Origin of the sequence: Streptomyces sp. NPDC005281 (assembly GCF_040607495.1) — a bacterium.
Lineage (GTDB): Bacteria > Actinomycetota > Actinomycetes > Streptomycetales > Streptomycetaceae > Streptomyces.
Genome location: NZ_JBEXGX010000007.1, coordinates 19,541 through 35,850 on the forward strand (window position 1 = coordinate 19,541; position 16,310 = coordinate 35,850).

Sequence of the window (16,310 nt, forward strand, 5' to 3'; positions counted from 1 at the left end):
CCCAGATGAGCCTGAGCCGTGAGACAGCCGTAGAACAGGCGAAGGGGGACGTACGCCCCGTACGGTGCCCGCCCCCGACGGCCTGTCGCGCACGATCTTCGTAACTTCTTTCGAGACCCTAGCGGGGCGACGACGGGGATGCGGTGGGAATACCCAACTGGAGGCGGGAGTGCAGGTGGAGACGGGATCGGTGGCCGATTCTTTTCCGGGGGAGAGGCTGACCCGACGGATTCTCCGGGACGAGACGCTGCTCGTCCTGGCGCTGTCGCTCGGGGCGAGCGGAGTGTCCGCGCTCATCAGCTTCGTCGGATCGGTGACGAAGCCCGGAGGTCTCAAGGACCAGGCGGCCACCCTCAACGCCTCGGCGGCGCCGGGCCGGCCCTGGCTCGACCTGGCCTGGCAGCTCTTCGGCATCGCGTCGGCCCTGGTGCCGGTGGCGCTCGTCGCGCATCTCCTGCTGCGCGAGGGCCAGGGGATGCGCGTGATCGGCTTCGACCGCACGCGTCCCTGGCCCGACCTCGGTCGCGGCGCCCTGGTCGCGGCGGTGATCGGCAGCACGGGAATCGCCTTCTACCTGGCGGCGCGCGGGTTCGGCGCCAACCTCACCGTGGTGCCCGAGGCATTGCCCGACGTGTGGTGGAAGTTCCCGGTGCTGATCCTCTCGGCCGTGCAGAACGCGGTGCTGGAGGAGGTCATCGTCGTCGGGTATCTGCTGCGCAGGCTCGGGCAGTTGGGCTGGACACCGGGGACGGCGCTGATGGCGAGCGCGGTGCTGCGCGGTTCGTACCACCTCTACCAGGGCATCGGCGGGTTCGTCGGCAACATGGTGATGGGCGTGGTCTTCGTCTATCTGTACCGGCGTTGGGGCCGGGTCGGGCCGCTCGTGGTCGCGCACTCACTGCTCGACATCGGCGCCTTCGTGGGGTACGCGCTGCTCGCGGGGAAGGTGGGCTGGCTCCCGACGGCATGAGCGGCGCTCGCGGCGACCGGGCTGCGGGCTGATCCGAAGGGGCGTACGGCCGTTTCGTACGCCCCTTTCCGCGCTCACCGCACGAGCAGGTCGCCCTCGATCACCGTGACCGCGTGGCCCGAGAGCAGGGTGCGGTCGCCGCGTACCTCGGTACGGACCAGGCCGGAGCGGGGGGAGGCCTGGAGTCCGGTGAGGGCGGGGCGGCCGAGGCGCTCCGACCAGAACGGGGCCAGAGCGGTGTGGGCGCTGCCGGTGACCGGGTCCTCGTCGATGCCGACGTTCGGGAAGAAGCAGCGGGAGACGAAGTCGTAGCCCCGGGAGGGGTCTTCGGCGCGGGCGGTCGCGATGATGCCGCGCTCGGAGTGGCGGGCGAGCGCCTTGTGGTCCGGGGTGAGCGCGCGGACCGTCTTCTCGTCGGCGACCTCGACCAGCAGGTCACCGGTGTTCGGGCCGGTGTCGAGGGTGCGGAGCGGCTCGGCGCCGAGCGCCTCGGCGACACCGTCGGGGATCTCGACCGGGGTGAGGGGCGCGGTCGGAAAGTCCAGCAGGATCGAGCCGTCGGCTTCGGGGGTGGCGATGAGGACACCGCTGCGCGTGGCGAAGCGCACCTGTCCCTCGTGGGCGCCGGTGGTGGTCAGGACGTGCGCCGCGGCGAGTGTCGCGTGTCCGCACAGGGCGACCTCGGTGGCGGGGGTGAACCAGCGCAGCGCCCAGTCGGCCTCGCCCCCCTCCGGAAGACGGCGGGCGAACGCCGTCTCGGCGTGGTTGACCTCCCTGGCCACGTTCTGGAGCCAGGCATCGTCGGGGAAGGTGTCGAGGAGGAGCACCCCTGCCGGGTTGCCGGCGAAGGGGCGGTCGGTGAAGGCGTCGACGATACGAATCCGCATGCCCCGACGCTAGCCGCCCCGTCGGACCACAGGCCAAGGCCAATCCGGCGGATCTGGCCCCTCACCGGAGCGGCGTGCGACGGCGGTGCCCATCTGCCTCCCGCGCCACGGCCGCCCGGCGCGAAGGCGGTTGTGTTGTGCCGAGGCTAGGACTCGTTCGCTGCTGAGCCGGACCAGAAGGCGAGGTCGCCTCCGGGCAGTGAAACGAAGCGCCATCCTCCTGGGCCCGTGACCTGCCACGCTTCGAAGGACGGATCGGACGAGCAGGTCAGGTGGTGGCCGGTGTCGAGAACGAGACGCAGGGTGCCGGACTTGAACGCGATCGCCGACAGGACCTTCGCTCCGAAGAGTGCGAGGGCCGCCGCGACGTCCTGCGATTCCGGGTTCAGGAGCACGGACGGGTTGGCGTGCGCTGTCCCGTGCGAGAGGTCGACGGGTGCCTCCAACGCGACTTCCCAGTGAGAGCCGAGGGTCAGCACGAGTCGGAAGTCCACGCTGATCCTGGTGACGCTCAGGCCGCGAAGGTTCAGGATCCACCGGTCCTCGTGTTCGACGGGACTCTCCTCAGTACTCACTCCTGCACCTTGGCTCATTCGACAGCCGCGAGCCGGCCCGCCGGCCGAGCCGTCCGCGCGGCGGACGAAGTAGCCCCCCGGCGTCCTCGACCGCGCGACCAGGTTCGCTCAGGCGGAGGGCTGAACAACTCGCTTCGTCGAGAAGGCGACTCGTGGCGGCGTTCGTGCGGAAGGGGGTTGTCATGCGAGTGCTACCGATATATCGTTGACGCATCGCGACCGATCAACGATGGAATGGAGTGATTGCGATGCGTTCCCGTGGAGAAGACTTCGGATACGAGCACGGACACGGACCTGGACACCACGGCGGACCCGGCCATCGGGGTCGGGGCGGCTTCGAGGGGCTGCGTGGGGCTTTCGGGCCCTTCGGTCCTGGTGGTCCCGGCGGCGGCCCCGGCTTCGGCGGACCGGGCTTCGGCCCGGGCCCCTGGGGCGGGCGCGGCGGCCGGGGCGGACCGCGGGGGAGGGCGCGGCGCGGTGACGTACGCGCGTCGATCCTCGCCCTGCTCAAGGACCGGTCCATGCATGGTTACGAGATGATCCAGGAGATCGCCGAGCGCAGCGGCGGGGCGTGGAAGCCCAGCCCGGGTTCGGTGTACCCGACTCTTCAGCTGCTGGAGGACGAGGGCCTGATCATCAGTGAGGCCGAGGGCGGCAAGAAGCTGTTCTCGCTCACCGAGCCGGGCCGCAGCGCGGCCGACGAGGGTCCCGACGCGCCCTGGGAAGAGGCCGGGCGCGGGGTCGACTGGGAGACGCTGCACGAGATCCGCCAGGCCGGCTTCGGCCTCATGGAGGCCTTCGGTCAGGTCTGGAAGACCGGCAGCAAGGGCCAGCGCGACAAGGCGCTGGCGGTCATCAACGAAGCCCGCAAGAAGCTGTACCTGATCCTCGCCGACGAGGACTGACGGCGTGCTGTGGTACCTGCCGGCGCCCCGTGGAAGTGTTTCCGCGGGGCGCCTGTCCGTCTACGGAGCGCCGGGCGCCGCTTCGGGCCTCGCGCGGACGCGCGAGGCTCAGGCCACCAGTCCGGCCAGTTTGCGCAGCGACTCGTCGAGGGCGGCCGTCGCCGAGTCCTTGAGCTTGCCGGCCATCAACGAGACGGCCGCGCCCGTGAACTCCCCGTCGATGCGCACCGAGGTCGCATCGCCGTCGGGGGTGAGTGTGTAGCGCGTCGTGACGATCACCGACATCGGGCCCTTGCCGCGGATGGCCAGAACGCGGCCGGGCTCCAGTTCCTCGATGGTCCAGGTGACCTCGGCCGGAAAGCCCATGAGCTTCATGTTCTCCGCGAAGGTGCCGCCCACCTCGAGCCTTTCAGGGCCGCCCTTGGGGAAGCCGGTGTGCGTCGCGTTCCACTCCCCGTAGGCGGACCAGTCCGTCAGCTGGGCCCAGATCTTCTCGGCGGGCGCCTCGATCCTTGCTTCCGCGCTGACTTCGGCCATGCGACCACCCCTTCGTGTCGGGCGCTGCGCCCGGCGCAGCTACGGTGTCGCGGAACGTAACTCCAGGGCCTGGAACATTCAATACTGATGGACCGTCAGAAATTCTGGAAGGGGGCCGGCCGGCCATCGGGGCGGGCGGGCCGGGGAGTTGCGGCCCGGCGAGCCCGAGGCAAGGCGGCGCGCGATGCTGGGGGGAAATCGGCGCGAAGTCATCCGCAAGGAGGACAACCCGTACAGGGATGCCCACCCTGCGTCGGATCCGAAGATGCTGCCCGCCGCGGATGACCCGGCGCCGCGAGGCTGATGGGGTGGAGGTTGTGCCGCCCCGTATTCCTCAGCAGTCCGCCGCGAGCGGACCGAAGCATGCCGGTGCCGAGGCCGGACTCGGCGCGGAGCTGGCCCCGGTGGTGTCCGCCGCGCGCAGGCGGGCGCTGCGCGACGGGGACCGGCAGATCGATACGGCCCACCTGCTGCACTCCCTGCTGGAGTCCGACCCCGAGGTGCGTGCCGCCTTCGACGGCGGGCCGCAGCTCGCCCGGCTGCTCGGCTACCTCGTGCAGCGCAGCATCGGCTACGGACTCCGCTGGCAGAGCGCCGTCGAGAGCTCGAACGCCGGACCGGTGGTGACCGGGCGGAACTGGTCCCCGGCGGCGGCCGCCGCGATGGAGGAGGCGTACGAGCGTGCCGTGCTGCGGGGCGACGAGCGCGCCCGTGGCCTCGACCTGCTCGTGGCGCTCGTCGCCGATCCCCGGTCACGGGCCGTCGAGGTCCTCGGACGGGCCGGTGTCGGCCTCCCGCGGCTGCTCGAGCGTGCCGGGAACGGGCGCGAGCAGTGCGCCGGACCGGGCGACAGCGGCTGACGGTTCCGGGTCCAGCCGTTGAGACAGGTGTCTTCGGGGGTGACGGTCATGTCGTCGCCTGTCATCATGTGCCGGTGCACACGTCTCAGGGCAGTCAGGGCAGTCGGGTCAACCACGGAAGACGCGTCGGTCTCGGCCTGGCGCTCGTGTCGGCGGTCGCCTTCGGCGGATCGGGTGTGGCGGCCAAGCCGTTGATCGAGGCAGGGCTCGACCCGCTCCACGTGGTGTGGCTGCGGGTCGCCGGTGCCGCGCTCGTCATGCTGCCACTCGCCGTGAGGCACCGGGCGCTGGTCCGACGACGCCCCGCGCTGCTCGCGGGATTCGGACTTCTCGGCGTCGCCGGTGTCCAGGCCTGCTACTTCGCCGCGATATCCCGCGTCCCCGTCGGCGTCGCCCTTCTCGTCGAGTACCTCGCCCCGGCGCTGGTCCTCGGCTGGGTGCGCTTCGTACAGCGCCGGCCCGTCACCCGTGCCGCCGCTCTCGGGGTCGTCCTCGCGGCCGGCGGACTCGCCTGCGTGGTCGAGGTGTGGTCGGGGCTCGGCTTCGACGCCGTCGGACTCCTGCTCGCGCTGGGCGCGGCCTGCTGCCAGGTCGGCTACTTCATCCTGTCCGACCAGGGCAGCGACGCGGGCGACGAGGCACCCGACCCGCTCGGCGTGATCGCGTACGGCCTGCTCGTCGGCACCCTCGTGCTGACCGCGGTCGCGCGCCCCTGGGCCATGCACTGGTCCGTTCTCGGGGGCAGCGCGGACATGAACGGGACGTCCGTGCCCGCCTCGCTGCTCCTCGGCTGGATCGTCCTCGTCGCCACGGTCGTCGCCTACGTCACCGGAGTCCTCTCCGTGCGCAGGCTCTCCCCGCAGGTCGCGGGCGTGGTGGCGTGTCTCGAGGCGGTGATCGCCACGGTCCTGGCGTGGGTGCTGCTGGGCGAACACCTCTCCGCCCCGCAGATCGGCGGCGGCGCCGTCGTACTGCTCGGCGCGTTCATCGCGCAGTCCTCCGCCCCGGCGAAACCCTCGCGGGAGCCGGTCGCGAGTGAGACGAACGACGCCGAAAGGGAGTTGTCGGCCCGCGGAACGACCGTCTAAGGTGCTGATCATGCCTATGACGCTCGTTCTTCCGCCTCCGGCCGCCTGAGGCGGGCATACCGGAACACCGCCCGGCCCCGTGCCGGGCGGAACGGCGCTGCCCGCAGAAGAGTCCGAGGACCTTTCCGCACGCCCCTGCCCCCGCGGCACGGGCTGCGACGTGGTCCCTTCCCGAACTTCTGCGGATCTGCGGAGAGAACACGTGTCGAACACCGCTGTCGGCCTGCCCGTCGGGCGAGGCCTGCTCTATCTGATCGTCGCCGGTGCCGCCTGGGGCACCGCGGGCGCCGCCGCGTCACTGATCTACCGGACCAGTGACATGGGGCCGGTCGCCCTTTCCTTCTGGCGCTGCGCGGGCGGACTCGTCCTGCTGCTCGCCGTGCGCCTGCGCCGTCGTCCGCGCCTTCGGCCCGATATGCGCGGGGGCCGTCCCGCAGTGCGGGAGCCCCTCCGCTCCAAGGCGCTGCGGATCGGTCTGACCGGCCTCGGGCTGGCGCTCTTCCAGACCGCCTATTTCGCCGCCGTCGAGGCGACCGGCCTCGCGGTGGCGACCGTCGTCACCCTCGGCGCGGGGCCCGTCCTCATCGCGATCGGCGCCCGGCTGACCATGGGGGAGCGGCTCGGCCGGGGCGGCGGTGCCGCCGTCGCCGGGGCGCTGGCCGGGCTCGGCGTGCTGGTCCTGGGCGGCGGGGGTGCCAGCGTGCGCCCCTGGGGTGTCCTGCTCGCGGTGCTCTCCGCGGCTGGCTACTCCGCGATGACGCTGCTCACCCGGTGGTGGGGACGCGACGGCCGCGTCGACGGGTCGGGCACGACGGTGTGGACGTTCGCCGTCACCACGTTGTGCCTGCTGCCGTTCGGCCTGGCCGAGGGGCTGATCCCGAGCACCGCGCAGCCCGCCCATCTGCTGGCCCTGCTGGCGTACATCGCCGCCGTACCCACGGCGCTGGCCTACGCGCTCTTCTTCGCGGGCGCAGCCGTCGTCCGCTCCGCCGCCGTGTCCGTGATCATGCTCCTGGAGCCGGTCTGCGCGGCCGTGCTCGCCGTCGGACTGCTGGGCGAGCGGCTCACCGCCGCGACAGTCGCCGGCACCCTGCTGATGCTCGGCTCGGTCGCCGGACTCGCGGTGGCGGAGGCGCGCGCCGCGGGGGCCGAACGGCTCGCGGCGCCCGAGGAGCCGGTCCTCGTGTGACACCCCCGCGGACCTCCGGGTGAGGAACAGCGCCGGTCCTCGCGGGGGCCGGTGCTGGTTCCGGACACCGGGTGCGCGGGGCCCCGCCGTCTCAGTCCGCGCGGTGACCGGCCCCGGCGCTCACAGGGCCTTCAGGTAGTCGGGCAGCTCGACGTCCGGTGCCAGGTCGTCCGCCGGTACGGGGGCACCGTGGCCCTTGGTCAGCGGGACCACGCCGGTCCAGTGGGGGAGGGAGAGATCCTCGGGCTCGTCGTTCGGGCCGCCGCCGCGCAGCTTGGCGGAGACCTCGTCGAGGTCCAGGCTGATCACGGCCGTGGCGGCGAGTTCCTTGGCGTTGGCGGGGCGCGAGTCGGCCGAGCGTCCGGGCACGACATGGTCGACCAGCGCGTCCAGTGCGAGGCGCCGCTCGTCGGGGTCCGTCACCTGGTGGGCGATGCCGTGCACGACCACGGAGCGGTAGTTGAGCGAGTGGTGGAAGGCCGAGCGGGCCAGCACCAGTCCGTCGACGTGGGTCACCGTCAGGCAGACGGCCAGCCCGGGGTCGCTCTGGCCGGACATCCGCAGCGGACGCGAACCCGTCGATCCGTGCACGTAGAGCCGCTCGCCGACCCGTGCGTACAGCGTGGGCAGGACGACCGGCGCGCCGTCGCGGACGAACCCGAGATGGCAGACGTACCCCTCGTCGAGTATCGAGTGCACCAGTTCCCGGTCGTACGCGGCGCGTTCCTTGGAGCGGGTGGGGACAGTGCGGTCGGTCGGGGTGTAGGCGGCGGACCCCGTGGTCCTCTGCTGGGTGCTCGTCTCCGACATTGCCATCTCCATTGCACTAGTGCATAATCTCTTTTGTGCTAGGAGAGTATCGGATCGAAGGGCGTCGCGCAGCCGACATCGCGGCCGATGTCGAGCGGGCGGTCGGGGACGGGAATCTGGAGCCCGGTCAACTCCTTCCGCCCATGCGGGAGTTGGCCGAGGGGCTTGGTGTCAACCCGAACACCGTCGCGGCGGCCTATCGCACCCTGCGTGAGCGCGGGGTCATCGAGACCGCCGGCCGTCGGGGCAGCCGGGTGCGCCCGAAACCGGCCACCACGGGGCGTGAACAGCTGCGCGTCGAGGTGCCCGAGGGTGTGCGGGACCTGGGCGAGGGCAATCCCGATCCAGCCCTGCTGCCGGCACTCGTCGAGGCCTTCGCGACGGCGGCCGGGCAGTCGGACCGGCATCCCGTGCAGTACGGGCAGGACGCCGTCGAGCCGGAGCTGGGGCGCCTCGCCCGCGCCGGGCTCGACGCGGACAAAGTGCCCGCGGGGCCGGTCGTCGTCACCTCCGGATCGCTCGACGCGATCGAACGCGTCCTGATGGCCCACCTCAGGCCCGGCGACACGGTGGCCGTCGAGGACCCCGGCTGGGGCAGCCTGTTCGACCTCCTCCCTGCGCTGGGGCTGCGTACGGCCGGCGTCGGTGTCGACGACGAGGGCCCGCTTCCCGCCGACGTACGGAACGCGCTGGAGGCCGGGGCGCGGGCGCTGATCGTCACCGACCGCGCGCAGAACCCCACCGGCGCCGCGGTCACCGCCGCCCGCGCGCGTGCCCTTCGCTCGGTGCTCCGCGAGTACCCGCGGACCCTGCTCATCGAGGACGACCACGGTCATCAGATCGTCGATCTGCCGCTGCATCCGCTCGCCGGCGTCACGCACAGCTGGGCGTTCGTGCGCTCCGTCGCCAAGGCGTACGGGCCCGATCTCCGGCTCGCCGTGCTCACCGGAGACCCCGTCACCGCCGACCGTGTGCAAGGGCGGCAGCGGCTCGGCCCCGGCTGGGTGAGCCGCCTGCTCCAGAAGGCCGTGGTCCACCTGTGGACCTCGGGCACGGTCGACGCGGGGGCCGTGGCGGCCGCGTACGGGGCGCGCCGCGACCTGCTGATCGACGCGCTGCGGGCGCGCGGAGTCGAAGCGCGCGGACGCAGCGGGATGAATGTCTGGATCCCCGTCCCGGACGAGACCGGGGCCGTCTCCCGGCTGCTGCACCGCGGCTGGGCGGTCGCGCCCGGCGCCCGCTTCAGGATGAGCTCGCCGCCGGGCATCCGGATCACCGTCTCGACGCTCCGGCCCGAGGACACCGAGCCGCTCGCGGACGCCGTCGCGTCCGCCGTGGGACCGGCCCCGGCACGCCGATACGTCTGAGTCGGGATGAGCTCGGCGCCGGGCATCCGGATCACCGTCTCGACGCCGTGCCGTGCCGTGCCGGGGCGTCAGCGGCGCGGCTTCGCCTGGGTGAGGGCCGCGCCCGCCAGGACGATCACCGCCCCGACCGGCGTCGACCAGGTCAGCGACTCGCCGAGGATCGCGACACCGGCGGCGGTGGCGATGACCGGGATGAAGTACGTGACCATCTGCGCCGTCGTCGGGCCGACCTCGGCGACGATGCCGTACTGGACGAGCATGGCCAGACCCGTGCCGAGCGCCCCCAGCCCGGCGATCGCGAGCAGCGGCACCCACGCGACACGGCTCGGGAGCGTGGTGAACAGCGGGGTCACGAAAGCGAGCTGGACGGTGGCCAGGAGCAGCTGGGCGCCGGTCATCGACAGATGCGAGTGGCCGGTGCCCGCCAGGGTCCGGCGGACGTATATCCAGCCGACCGGGTAGCTCAGGGACGCCAGCAGGGCCATCGCCGTGCCCGTGGCGTCCAGGCCGTGGAAGCCCTGCCAGACACCGAGAACCGTCAGGACGCCCAGGAAGCCGATGCCGAGACCGGCCACTCTTCGCCGGGTCGGCCGGTCCTCGGAGAGGGCGACCAGGGAGAGGGCCATGCCCCACAGCGGAGACGTCGCGTTGCAGATGCCCGCGAGCGTGGAGGGGATGGTCAGCTCGGAGTAGGCGAAGAGGGAGAACGGCAGCGCGTTCAGCAGGAAGGCCGCGACCGCGAGATGCCCCCACGTCCGCGCCCCGCGCGGAAGCCGCTCCCGCTTCACCGCCATCGCGGCCACGAGCACCAGGCTTCCGAACAGCAGCCGGCCGAAGGTGACCTGGAACGGCGCGTAGCCCTCCGTGCCGACCTTGATGAGCAGAAAGCTGAAGCCCCAGATCAGCGAGAGGACGCCGAAGCGGATCCGCCAGTCGAGGGCGGTGCGGCGGCCGGGTGCGACGCCGTTCGGCGTGACGGGGCGGGGAGAGGCGACGGTGCTCATGGGGTCAAGAATGAGGCAGAACAATCTCGTAGCACAAGCGAGAATATTCAAGCGATATCTCGTAGCATTGCTTACATGTTGAATCTGGAGCGGCTGCGTACCCTCGATGCCCTCGCCCGGCACGGCTCGGTGAGCGGCGCGGCCGAGGGACTGCATGTGACGACCTCCGCCGTCTCGCAGCAGATGTCGAAGCTGGAGCGCGAGGTGGGACAGCAGCTGCTCGCCAAGAACGGCCGGGGAGTGCGCCTGACCGACGCCGGCAGGCTCCTCGCCCAGCACGCGGCCCGCATCCTGTCCCAGGTCGAACTCGCGCAGTCCGACCTGGAGGCGCAGCGCGGCCAGGTGGCCGGTGAGCTGAGGCTGTCCGCGTTTCCGACCGCGGCCCGCGGGCTGTTCCCGGCGGCGCTCTCGGAACTGCGCGCCGCACACCCCGGACTGCGGGTGCGCTCCAGCGAACTCGAACCGGAGGCCGGGGTCGCGGGAGTGGTGCGCGGGGACCTGGACCTCGCGGTCGTGCTCGACTGGTACAACAAGCCGATGCCGCTGCCCGACGGGCTGGTGAAGGCGTCGATCCTCGACGACCCGGCCGATGTGGCGATGCCGGCCGGCCATCGGCTCGCGGGTCGGCGCGAGGTGGATCTCGGGGATTTCGCCGACGACGAGTGGATCACCTGGGGCGAGGGCGAGTTCTGCCACGAATGGCTGATGTTCACCCTGCGCTCCCAGGGAGTCGAACCGCGTATCGGGCACCGCGCCGGGGAGACGCACACCCAGCTCGGACTGGTGGCCGCGGGACTCGGCGTGTGCGTGGCCCCGCTCCTCGGGCGCCGTCCCATGCCCGAGGGGGTCGTCACCGTGCCGGTCCATCAGCGTGTGCGTCGCCATGTCTACGTCGTGTGGCGGGCCGACGCCGACCGCCGGCCCTCGATCAGGGCGGCGGTGGACGCCTTGCGCAGGGCCGGTGCGGCTGTCGAGTAGGGAGAGCCGAAGGGTGGTTCGGCTTCTCGGCTACATCGGAGGGAGCTTGCGGAAGTCCCACGAGGCGATCGCGGCCGGGGTCAGTCGCATCCACGCGTGCCGGCCGTCGTGCGGCAGCTCCTCCAGGCCGAAGTTCTTGCGGGCGAACAGGGTTTCCGGGACGTCGAGTTCGGCGCACAGTTCCCCGGTGCGCGGGAACTCGCCGACGAACTCCACCGTGCCGGACAGTTCGACGCCCCGCAGCTCCCCGTACTCCTCGCCCGAGTCGATCACCACGGCGACCCGCGGGTCGTTCCGCAGCTGCACCCAGCGCTTGCTCCGCACCACCGAGTACAGCCACAGCGAGGTGCCGTCCCAGGTGAACCAGAGGGCACTCACATGCGGCACTCCGTCCTTGGACACGGAGGCGACGCGGCAGGTGCGCTGGGTGGTGAGGAACTCGTCCAGTTCACCGGGGGTCATCATGATCTTCCGGCCCCTGCGCTGGGTGACGGTCATACGGTCCCCTCTCGATTCCGTGTATCGGCCGAATCCAGCCGATCTGTCCAGGTGCGCCGACGCCGTCCGCCGGAGCTTCCCGTAAAGCTTTCTGACGTTCCGTCAGGAAATCATGCGGCGTCTTCCGTCCTCACGCAATGGTGGTTACGCTCCGCCGTCCCGACCCGCGACGACAAGGAGAGCCATGCCGTCGTTCGAGCAACTCAGTGAACTCCTCGACCCCGTCGGCACGGTACTGCTCACCGTGGAGTGCCAACAGGGTGTCGTGGGCCCGGACAGCGCACTGCCCGAACTCGCCCACGAGGCAAGGGCGTCCGGGGTGCTCACCCGGATCGCCCGGCTGGTGGGCGCCGCGCACGCGAACGGGGTGCAGGTGATCCACGCGGTCGCCGAGCGCCGCCCGGACGGCCGCGGCGCCAACCACAACGCCCGGCTGTTCCGCGCGGCCGAGCGACTGCCCGTGCGCCAGCTGACCGGCACGACCGCGGTTCGGATCGCGCCGCCCGTCGAGGTCGCAGAGGAGGACTTCGTCGTACGCCGGCTGCACGGTCTGTCGCCGATCTCGGGCACCGACGTCGACCCGCTGCTGCGCAACCTGGGCTGCCGCACCCTCGTCGTGACGGGGGTCTCGGCCAATATCGCCGTTCCCAACGCCGTGTTCGACGCCGTGAACCGCGGCTACACCGTCGTCGTTCCCGCGGACGCCATCGCGGGGGTGCCCTCCGAGTACACCCCCGCGATGGTCCGGAACACACTCGCACTGGTCGCCACCATCACGACCACCGACGACATCCTCGCCTGCTTCGAACGACGGCGGCACTGACGCCGGCGTTCCACCGGCGGGTGGCCGCCGGTGGCCGGTGCCGGCTGTCAAGCGAGCTTGATGGAGCCCCCGGCGACGGTGATGTCGGCGGCCGCGAGTCCGGTCGTCGCGGGCCCCTTCTTCACACTGCCGTCGATGGCGGAGAACTGGCTGCCGTGGCAGGGGCAGGTGATGACACCGTTCGCGATGCCCTTGACCGCGCAGCCCTGGTGGGTGCACTTGGACGAGAAGGCCTTGAAGGTGCCCGCCGTCGGCTGGGTCACCACGACCCCCTTGTCGGCGAAGACCTTGCCCCCGCCCTCGGGGATGTCGCTGGTCTTGGCGAGTTCCGTGCCGCCCGCGGTCCCGGCCGCGCCGCCGCCCGAGCTCCCACCGCTCGTGCCGTTGTCGGAGCCCACGCTGCTGGAGGCCTTGTCGTCCGCCCCGCACGCGGTCAGCGCGACGGCGAGCCCTGCCGCTCCGACCGCCGCCACGACGGTGCGCCGGGCCGGTGCCTGTGTGGAGTGAAGCGATTCGCTGGACATGCTGGCTTTCCCTTCAGCGGACATGATCTGGATCTGCTCAGAGGTACGGTCCGCCAGGGCGGGCTGTTCAGGCAATGGCGACTTCTTGACCTGATCCACAGCGTGCCGACAGCCGCGTGTGCCCGGCCACGGTCCACCCCGGCCCCGGATACAGGGGACCACTCCGCCCACCGTCACCGGGTCGCGTCCGCCGGGCGGGACCACCCCAGTAACCTGGGGCGATGCTCAAGGAAGTGAACGCCTCCCGCTACATCACGCCGTTGCGCGAGGGCGGCTCGCTGCCGGGACTCGTCGAGGCCGACGACCTCGGGACGTACGTCATGAAGTTCACCGGCGCCGGACAGGGGCGCAAGACGCTCGTCGCGGAGGTCGTCTGCGGTGAACTCGCCCGCCGGCTCGGCCTGCGGGTGCCGGGCCTGGTGACGATCGGCCTCGACCCGGTCCTCGGGCTCGGCGAACCGGACCAGGAGGTCCAGGAACTGCTGAAGTCGAGCGGCGGCCCGAACCTCGGGATGGACTTCCTGCCCCGCGCCATCGGCTTCGACCCCCTCGCCTTCGAGGTGAGCGCCGAGGACGCCGGCCGGATCGTCTGGTTCGACGCCCTCGTCAACAACGTCGACCGCTCCTGGCGCAACCCCAACCTGCTGATGTGGCACGGAGACCTGTGGCTCATCGACCACGGCGCCACGATGATCTGGCACCACCACTGGCCGGGCGCCGAGAAATCCGCCGCCAAGCCGTACGACATCTCCGACCACGCGCTCGCCCCCTTCGGCCCGGACATCGCCTCCGCCGCCGCCGAACTGGCCCCGCAGATCACCGAGGACCTGCTCGCCGAGGTCACGGCCCAGATCCCCGAGGCCTGGCTGGCCGACGAGCCGGGCTTCGACTCGGTGGACGCGCTGCGGCGCGCCTACGCACGGCCGCTGCTGACACGCGCGGCGGTCATCCATGAACGGATCAAGGGCATCGACGGCCTCGACGGCACCGGGGGAGACAAGTGAACGAGCGGGTCGTCTTCGAGTACGCGCTGCTGCGTGTGGTGCCGCGGGTCGAGCGCGGCGAGTGTTTCAACGCGGGCGTGCTGGTGTACTGCCGAGCCCACTCATTCGTCGCCGCCCGTACCCATCTGGACGAGAACAAGCTGCTCGCACTCGACCCGGACGCCGACGTGATGGGCGTACGGGCCGCGCTGCGCGCCGTCGAAGGTGTCTGCGCCGGAGGGAAAGCCGCTGGTCAGGCCGCAGGCGACGACGCCGGACGGCGTTTTCGCTGGCTGATCGCGCCGCGCTCGACGGTGGTCCAGCCGGGACCGGTACACACCGGACTGACCGCCGATCCCGAGGTCGAGACCGAGCGGTTGCTCCAGCTCCTGGTCAGGTAATGGATCACATGCACGCGGTGCGGCGTTGACACCGGGTGCCAGGGCTTCTAGCGTCACGTCTGCTGAAGGTACTAAGCGGTCGCTCACCTGACGGGCGTACCGTGTGAGCCGCGGGTCCCCGGGGACCCCGAAGACTCCGCAAGGTTGTCGAGACAGCTTGGCCGGGCTTGGGCCGGCTTTTCCAAGGGCGAGGAGAACCAGCAATGTCCACCACTGAGCAGCGCGTCGCCGTAGTCACCGGCGCCGCGCGCGGCATCGGTGCCGCGACCGCCGTACGACTGGCCGCGGAGGGCCGCGCCGTCGCGGTGATCGACCTCGACGAGGCCGCGTGCAAGGACACCGTGGAGAAGATCACCGCGGCCGGCGGCAGGGCCCTCGCGGTCGGCTGCGACGTCTCTGACGAGGCCCAGGTCGAGGCCGCCGTCGCGCGGATCGCCGCGGAGCTCGGCGCGCCGACCATCCTCGTGAACAACGCCGGTGTCCTCCGTGACAACCTGCTGTTCAAGATGAGCGCGTCCGACTGGGACACCGTCATGAACGTGCACCTGCGCGGCGCCTTCCTGATGGCCAAGGCGTGCCAGAAGCACATGGTCGACGCCAAGTTCGGCCGTATCGTCAACCTGTCCTCGTCCTCGGCGCTGGGCAACCGCGGCCAGGCCAACTACTCCACGGCCAAGGCCGGTCTCCAGGGCCTGACCAAGACCCTGGCCATCGAGCTCGGCAAGTTCGGCGTGACCGCGAACGCCGTGGCGCCCGGCTTCATCGTCACCGACATGACCGCCGCCACCGCCGCCCGCGTCGGCATGGACTTCGACGACTTCCAGGCCGCGGCCGCCACCCAGATCCCCGTGCAGCGCGTCGGCAACCCCGACGACATCGCCAACAGCATCGCCTTCTTCACCGGCGAGGCCGCCGGATTCGTCTCGGGCCAGGTGCTGTACGTGGCCGGCGGACCGCTCAACTAGACGTAGGGGAAACGCACATGACCACACTCCCCGAACTCTCGGGCAAGGTCGCGCTCATCACGGGCGCGAGCCGCGGCATCGGCTACGGCGTCGCGGAGGCCCTGGTCGCCCGCGGCGACCGGGTCTGCATCACGGGCCGCAACGAGGACGCTCTCAAGGAGGCCGTCGAGAAGCTCGGCGCCGACCGCGTCATCGCCGTGCCGGGCAAGGCTCACGACGAGGCCCACCAGGCCGTCGCCGTCGAGCGCACCATGGAGGCCTTCGGCCGGGTCGACTTCCTGGTCAACAACGCCGGTACGAACCCGGTGTTCGGGCCGATCGCCGAACTCGACCTCAACGTGGCGCGCAAGGTCTTCGAGACCAACGTCGTCTCCGCGCTCGGCTTCGCCCAGCAGACCTGGAAGGCCTGGCAGGGCGAGAACGGCGGCGCGATCGTCAACATCGCCTCGGTCGCGGGCCTCGCGCCCTCGCCGTTCATCGGCGCGTACGGCATCAGCAAGGCCGCGATGATCAACCTGACCGTGCAGCTGGCGCACGAGTTCGCGCCCAAGGTGCGGGTCAACGCCATCGCGCCCGCCGTGGTGAAGACGAAGTTTGCGGCCGCACTGTACGAAGGCCGCGAGGCGGAGGCCGCTGCGGCCTACCCGCTCGGCCGGCTCGGCGTGCCCTCCGACATCGGCGGCGCCGCCGCGTTCCTCACCTCGCAGCAGTCGGACTGGGTCACCGGTCAGACGCTCGTGGTCGACGGCGGGATGTTCCTCAACGCCGGAGTCGAGTGACACGAGGGCCACACGAAGGCCGGTCGGACGTTCCCCGCACACGGGGAACGTCCGACCGGCTTTTTGTTGAAAGTTGACAAACACTCAGCCCGCGTCGGATGGCGCGGAGTTCGCTTCACGCAGCGTCTACACGTTCACAGCATGCTGACAACGTGGTCACAAACATG

The 16,310-nt window shown here is 71.3% G+C and carries 19 protein-coding genes; 12 read left to right on the forward strand and 7 right to left on the reverse strand.

Annotated elements, in window-relative coordinates:
- The first annotated feature begins 169 nt into the window (after positions 1 to 169).
- Positions 170 to 970 carry a type II CAAX endopeptidase family protein gene (locus ABZV42_RS12140; protein WP_355976833.1) on the forward strand — a complete coding sequence of 267 codons (801 nt, stop codon included), beginning with the start codon at positions 170 to 172 and terminating at the stop codon, positions 968 to 970.
- 74 nt (positions 971 to 1,044) lie between these two features.
- Here the strand turns inward: ABZV42_RS12140 and ABZV42_RS12145 are convergent, their stop codons facing one another.
- Complete coding sequence (locus tag ABZV42_RS12145) at positions 1,045 to 1,857, reverse strand: PhzF family phenazine biosynthesis protein (RefSeq protein WP_355976836.1); 813 nt, start codon at positions 1,855 to 1,857, stop codon at positions 1,045 to 1,047.
- Between the two features lie 146 nt (positions 1,858 to 2,003).
- Positions 2,004 to 2,432 (reverse strand): DUF6188 family protein, encoded by a 429-nt coding sequence (locus ABZV42_RS12150; RefSeq protein ID WP_356051821.1) that lies wholly within the window; start codon positions 2,430 to 2,432, stop codon positions 2,004 to 2,006.
- 248 nt (positions 2,433 to 2,680) lie between these two features.
- On the opposite strand from ABZV42_RS12150, the gene ABZV42_RS12155 reads away from it, so the two are divergent.
- Positions 2,681 to 3,337, forward strand: coding sequence for a PadR family transcriptional regulator (locus ABZV42_RS12155; protein WP_356051822.1), 657 nt, complete (start codon positions 2,681 to 2,683; stop codon positions 3,335 to 3,337).
- Positions 3,338 to 3,445: 108 nt separating this feature from the next.
- Here the strand turns inward: ABZV42_RS12155 and ABZV42_RS12160 are convergent, their stop codons facing one another.
- The gene (locus ABZV42_RS12160; protein ID WP_355976845.1) at positions 3,446 to 3,874 is read right to left on the reverse strand and encodes an SRPBCC family protein; all 429 of its coding nucleotides are present in this window, start codon (positions 3,872 to 3,874) and stop codon (positions 3,446 to 3,448) included.
- 308 nt (positions 3,875 to 4,182) lie between these two features.
- Here ABZV42_RS12160 and ABZV42_RS12165 point away from each other — a divergent pair, with 308 nt between their 5' ends.
- From ABZV42_RS12165 to ABZV42_RS12175, 3 genes are all read left to right on the forward strand, one after another.
- Complete coding sequence (locus ABZV42_RS12165) at positions 4,183 to 4,734, forward strand: Clp protease N-terminal domain-containing protein (RefSeq protein WP_355976848.1); 552 nt, start codon at positions 4,183 to 4,185, stop codon at positions 4,732 to 4,734.
- Between the two features lie 68 nt (positions 4,735 to 4,802).
- Positions 4,803 to 5,822, forward strand: a complete 1,020-nt coding sequence (locus ABZV42_RS12170; RefSeq protein WP_356051823.1) for an EamA family transporter — start codon at positions 4,803 to 4,805, stop codon at positions 5,820 to 5,822.
- A gap of 202 nt (positions 5,823 to 6,024) precedes the next feature.
- A complete protein-coding gene (locus tag ABZV42_RS12175; RefSeq protein WP_356051824.1) occupies positions 6,025 to 7,011 on the forward strand; it encodes an EamA family transporter in 987 nt (328 codons plus the stop codon).
- Between the two features lie 120 nt (positions 7,012 to 7,131).
- Here ABZV42_RS12175 and ABZV42_RS12180 read toward each other — a convergent pair whose 3' ends face one another.
- The gene (locus ABZV42_RS12180) at positions 7,132 to 7,821 is read right to left on the reverse strand and encodes a pyridoxamine 5'-phosphate oxidase family protein (RefSeq protein ID WP_355976855.1); all 690 of its coding nucleotides are present in this window, start codon (positions 7,819 to 7,821) and stop codon (positions 7,132 to 7,134) included.
- A 35-nt stretch (positions 7,822 to 7,856) separates the two neighbouring features.
- Between ABZV42_RS12180 and ABZV42_RS12185 the strand changes: the two genes are divergently transcribed.
- Complete coding sequence (locus ABZV42_RS12185; protein WP_356051825.1) at positions 7,857 to 9,188, forward strand: aminotransferase class I/II-fold pyridoxal phosphate-dependent enzyme; 1,332 nt, start codon at positions 7,857 to 7,859, stop codon at positions 9,186 to 9,188.
- 68 nt (positions 9,189 to 9,256) lie between these two features.
- Here the strand turns inward: ABZV42_RS12185 and ABZV42_RS12190 are convergent, their stop codons facing one another.
- Positions 9,257 to 10,192 (reverse strand): DMT family transporter, encoded by a 936-nt coding sequence (locus tag ABZV42_RS12190; protein ID WP_355976859.1) that lies wholly within the window; start codon positions 10,190 to 10,192, stop codon positions 9,257 to 9,259.
- A 75-nt stretch (positions 10,193 to 10,267) separates the two neighbouring features.
- On the opposite strand from ABZV42_RS12190, the gene ABZV42_RS12195 reads away from it, so the two are divergent.
- The gene (locus ABZV42_RS12195; protein ID WP_355976861.1) at positions 10,268 to 11,170 is read left to right on the forward strand and encodes a LysR family transcriptional regulator; all 903 of its coding nucleotides are present in this window, start codon (positions 10,268 to 10,270) and stop codon (positions 11,168 to 11,170) included.
- 30 nt (positions 11,171 to 11,200) lie between these two features.
- Here the strand turns inward: ABZV42_RS12195 and ABZV42_RS12200 are convergent, their stop codons facing one another.
- On the reverse strand, positions 11,201 to 11,668 hold the full coding sequence (locus ABZV42_RS12200; protein WP_355976863.1) for a pyridoxamine 5'-phosphate oxidase family protein: 468 nt from the start codon (positions 11,666 to 11,668) through the stop codon (positions 11,201 to 11,203).
- 184 nt (positions 11,669 to 11,852) lie between these two features.
- On the opposite strand from ABZV42_RS12200, the gene ABZV42_RS12205 reads away from it, so the two are divergent.
- On the forward strand, positions 11,853 to 12,491 hold the full coding sequence (locus ABZV42_RS12205) for a cysteine hydrolase (RefSeq protein ID WP_356051826.1): 639 nt from the start codon (positions 11,853 to 11,855) through the stop codon (positions 12,489 to 12,491).
- 47 nt (positions 12,492 to 12,538) lie between these two features.
- On the opposite strand, the gene ABZV42_RS12210 is transcribed toward ABZV42_RS12205, so the two are convergent.
- A complete protein-coding gene (locus ABZV42_RS12210; RefSeq protein ID WP_355976867.1) occupies positions 12,539 to 13,015 on the reverse strand; it encodes a Rieske (2Fe-2S) protein in 477 nt (158 codons plus the stop codon).
- 221 nt (positions 13,016 to 13,236) lie between these two features.
- Here ABZV42_RS12210 and ABZV42_RS12215 point away from each other — a divergent pair, with 221 nt between their 5' ends.
- The 4 genes from ABZV42_RS12215 to ABZV42_RS12230 all read left to right on the forward strand — a co-directional run bounded on the left by ABZV42_RS12215 (position 13,237) and on the right by ABZV42_RS12230 (position 16,143).
- The gene (locus tag ABZV42_RS12215) at positions 13,237 to 14,019 is read left to right on the forward strand and encodes a HipA family kinase (RefSeq protein WP_355976869.1); all 783 of its coding nucleotides are present in this window, start codon (positions 13,237 to 13,239) and stop codon (positions 14,017 to 14,019) included.
- A complete protein-coding gene (locus ABZV42_RS12220) occupies positions 14,016 to 14,399 on the forward strand; it encodes a DUF3037 domain-containing protein (protein WP_355976871.1) in 384 nt (127 codons plus the stop codon). Before ABZV42_RS12215 ends, ABZV42_RS12220 begins: the two co-directional genes overlap by 4 nt.
- A 203-nt stretch (positions 14,400 to 14,602) precedes the next feature.
- Positions 14,603 to 15,364 carry a 3-oxoacyl-ACP reductase FabG gene (gene fabG / locus ABZV42_RS12225; protein ID WP_355976873.1) on the forward strand — a complete coding sequence of 254 codons (762 nt, stop codon included), beginning with the start codon at positions 14,603 to 14,605 and terminating at the stop codon, positions 15,362 to 15,364.
- A 17-nt stretch (positions 15,365 to 15,381) separates the two neighbouring features.
- The gene (locus tag ABZV42_RS12230) at positions 15,382 to 16,143 is read left to right on the forward strand and encodes an SDR family oxidoreductase (RefSeq protein ID WP_355976875.1); all 762 of its coding nucleotides are present in this window, start codon (positions 15,382 to 15,384) and stop codon (positions 16,141 to 16,143) included.
- Positions 16,144 to 16,310: the final 167 nt, after the last annotated feature.

What these genes read in the sequence shown, in the direction of transcription:
- ABZV42_RS12145 (WP_355976836.1), bottom strand. Translation starts at nt 1,857, where the DNA reads ATGCGGATTCGTATCGTCGACGCCTTCACCGACCGCCCCTTCGCCGGC.
- ABZV42_RS12215 (WP_355976869.1), top strand. Translation starts at nt 13,237, where the DNA reads ATGCTCAAGGAAGTGAACGCCTCCCGCTACATCACGCCGTTGCGCGAG.
- ABZV42_RS12230 (WP_355976875.1), top strand. Translation starts at nt 15,382, where the DNA reads ATGACCACACTCCCCGAACTCTCGGGCAAGGTCGCGCTCATCACGGGC.
- ABZV42_RS12210 (WP_355976867.1), bottom strand. Translation starts at nt 13,015, where the DNA reads ATGTCCAGCGAATCGCTTCACTCCACACAGGCACCGGCCCGGCGCACC.
- ABZV42_RS12190 (WP_355976859.1), bottom strand. Translation starts at nt 10,192, where the DNA reads ATGAGCACCGTCGCCTCTCCCCGCCCCGTCACGCCGAACGGCGTCGCA.
- fabG (WP_355976873.1), top strand. Translation starts at nt 14,603, where the DNA reads ATGTCCACCACTGAGCAGCGCGTCGCCGTAGTCACCGGCGCCGCGCGC.
- ABZV42_RS12195 (WP_355976861.1), top strand. Translation starts at nt 10,268, where the DNA reads ATGTTGAATCTGGAGCGGCTGCGTACCCTCGATGCCCTCGCCCGGCAC.
- ABZV42_RS12180 (WP_355976855.1), bottom strand. Translation starts at nt 7,821, where the DNA reads ATGTCGGAGACGAGCACCCAGCAGAGGACCACGGGGTCCGCCGCCTAC.
- ABZV42_RS12160 (WP_355976845.1), bottom strand. Translation starts at nt 3,874, where the DNA reads ATGGCCGAAGTCAGCGCGGAAGCAAGGATCGAGGCGCCCGCCGAGAAG.
- ABZV42_RS12200 (WP_355976863.1), bottom strand. Translation starts at nt 11,668, where the DNA reads ATGACCGTCACCCAGCGCAGGGGCCGGAAGATCATGATGACCCCCGGT.
- ABZV42_RS12205 (WP_356051826.1), top strand. Translation starts at nt 11,853, where the DNA reads ATGCCGTCGTTCGAGCAACTCAGTGAACTCCTCGACCCCGTCGGCACG.
- ABZV42_RS12155 (WP_356051822.1), top strand. Translation starts at nt 2,681, where the DNA reads ATGCGTTCCCGTGGAGAAGACTTCGGATACGAGCACGGACACGGACCT.